Here is a 2246-nt window from a genome sequence, read left to right as displayed (position 1 = left end):
TCTTCGCCCCCGAACAGCAAGGCACGATGGTGCTCGCCTCGACGGGGCAGCTCGCGCTGGGCGCGGGGCTGGCCGCTCTGGCGGCCACGGCGGTGCTACAGCTGCTGGTGCTGGCGACGCCGCAGCCGGGACGCTTCCTGGGGTGGATCATCACGCTGGGCACGGCTGCGGCCATGCTGGCTCCCTTCACCTCGAACGCGAGCTGGGAGGCGAAGGCGGGGACGGCGGGCGTTTACCTCGTGATCGGGGTGGTCATCGGCACGCTGATGGCGACGGTCGCGCGCAGCGCCGTCCGCGAATGACCGCTCTCGGCTGAGCTCGGGCGAGGCACTCGGACGATGTCCGGGGCCTCGCCCGAGTGGCGTTCGTACGGGGCCCGGGCGGTGCCGGTCACATTCCCGACGGGCCGCGTCCGCGCCGGTCGCGGGAGTGCCCCTGACCGGCCGACATGGTCGGTCGGCATGGCCCGTCGGAATGGCCCGCCTCAGCGACGGCCGTCCAACTCGCCTCCGTACGGGCCGCGTTCGCCCGTGCCGGTCCGTCCGCAGCCGTACGGCGCCGCGTGGCAAGGCCCCCACCGGGACACCTCTCCGGTGGGGGCCTCTTACTGGCCGGCCGGGTGTCTACGCGATGCGGACACCGTGCCGTGCCAGGTAGGAGACGGGGTCGACCTCGGTGCCGTATCCCCGCTCGGCGCGTACTTCGAAGTGCAGATGCGGGCCTGTCGAGCGCCCGGTGTCGCCGGATTCGCCGAGTACGGTGTCCGCCCGTACGGCCCGTCCCACTCTCACGGTGATCCTCGAGAGGTGGGCGAAGAGAACGTGCTTCCCGTCCTTCATGTGGACGATGACGGCGTTGCCGTACGAGCCTGCGTCGCCCGCGAGTTCGACCCTGCCGGTGCCCACCGACCGTACGGTCGTGCCCGTGGGGATCGCGAAGTCGACGCCGGTGTGGTGGCCCGCCGCCCAGCTGCCGGGGATTCCCCATCTCGCGGAGATCCGGGCGGCCTTGGTGACCGGCCGCGTGTAACTCGTCGTCTCTGCGGGAGCGCTCAGTGAGTGGGGCTCCTTCGGAGAGCCCCCGATGTTGTCCTGTGCCGGATCCCCTTCGTGGGGTGCACCCGCGGGTGCCGATCCGGCGAAGCCGCATATGGAGACCGCCGCTGCGACTGCGCCTGTCACTATCCTCCGGACGATGCCTGACTCACGTCGCGTGTCTGAGGTCATACCAGGCAGCAAAGGGCAGTGGCTGTGCGCCCGCATCCGGGCGTTGTCCGGAGGGGTGAGAATCTCACCGGCCGTCAGTCTCAGGGGTGAGGTCCGGGCGGGCTCTCCTCGCCGGCCTCAGGAGGAGCTGCGGCGGACCAGCTCCGTGGGCAGCACGAGCCCGTGCGCGGGACCGCCGGCGACGGCGGCTCCCTCGGCGGTGTCCCGCTCCTTGGCCATCAGATCCAGGAGCGTACGGGCCATCGCCCGCCCCATCTCCTCGATCGGCTGCCGGACGCTGGTCAGCGGCGGGTCCATGTGCCGTGCCACCGCCGAGTCGTCGAAGCCGACGAGCGCCACGTCTCCCGGCACCGTCCGGCCCGCTTCACGCAGGGCAAGCCGCGCCCCCGACGCCATGACGTCCGACGCGCAGAAGACGGCGTCGACCTCCGGTGCACGCTCCAGCAGCTCACGCATCGCGCGGTGCCCGCCGTCCTCGGTGAAGTCGCCGTGTGCGACCAGCCGTTCGTCCTCCTTGCGGCCGGCGGCGCGCAACGCCTCGCGGTGGCCCTCGAGGCGGCACTGGGCCACGTACATGTCGAGCGGGCCCGTGATGGTGGCGACCGCGCGGCGTCCCCGCCCGATCAGATGCTCGACCGCGACCTGTGCACCGCCGACGTTGTCGGAGTCCACGTAGGGGACGGGTTCGGCGCCGCTGCGGCGACCGTTGAGGACGGCGGGCATCCCGCCTTCCCGGAGCAGGTCGGGCAGCGGGTCGTCGGCGTGGACCGAGACGAGCAGCACACCGTCCACACGGCGGGCCGCCGCGTACTGCACGAACCGGTCCCGCTCGTGCTGGTCGCGGATGAGCGTGAGGAGCAACTGCATCTCGCTGTCGGCGAGTTCGGCGCTGACCCCGCGCAGGATGCCGGAGAAGTACGGCTCGGCGAACAGCCGGGTCTCCGTCTCGGGGACGACGAGTGCGACCGCGTCGCCCCGGCCTTGCCGCAGTGTCCGGCCGTCACGAAGCCCTGCTGCGTG

At 72.0% G+C, this 2246-nt stretch carries 3 protein-coding genes; 1 reads left to right on the top strand and 2 read right to left on the bottom strand.

Features of this window, described 5'->3' with window-relative positions; translation table 11 throughout:
* The coding region (locus H5J26_RS30420; RefSeq protein ID WP_235981251.1) for a DUF6069 family protein at positions 1-302 on the top strand (302 nt) is incomplete at its 5' end.
* Positions 303-623: 321 nt separating this feature from the next.
* Here H5J26_RS30420 and H5J26_RS30415 read toward each other — a convergent pair.
* Together H5J26_RS30415 and H5J26_RS30410 are read right to left on the bottom strand one after the other, a co-directional pair.
* Positions 624-1181, bottom strand: a complete 558-nt coding sequence (locus H5J26_RS30415; protein WP_309238134.1) for a M23 family metallopeptidase — start codon at positions 1179-1181, stop codon at positions 624-626.
* A gap of 162 nt (positions 1182-1343) precedes the next feature.
* A partial coding sequence (locus H5J26_RS30410; protein WP_181769171.1) for a LacI family DNA-binding transcriptional regulator occupies positions 1344-2246 on the bottom strand: 903 nt, incomplete at its 5' end.

The sequence above is a fragment of the Streptomyces albidus (ex Kaewkla and Franco 2022) genome (assembly GCF_013870515.1).
Taxonomy (GTDB): domain Bacteria; phylum Actinomycetota; class Actinomycetes; order Streptomycetales; family Streptomycetaceae; genus Streptomyces; species Streptomyces albidus.
This window is presented reverse-complemented; position numbering and strand designations above follow the sequence as displayed.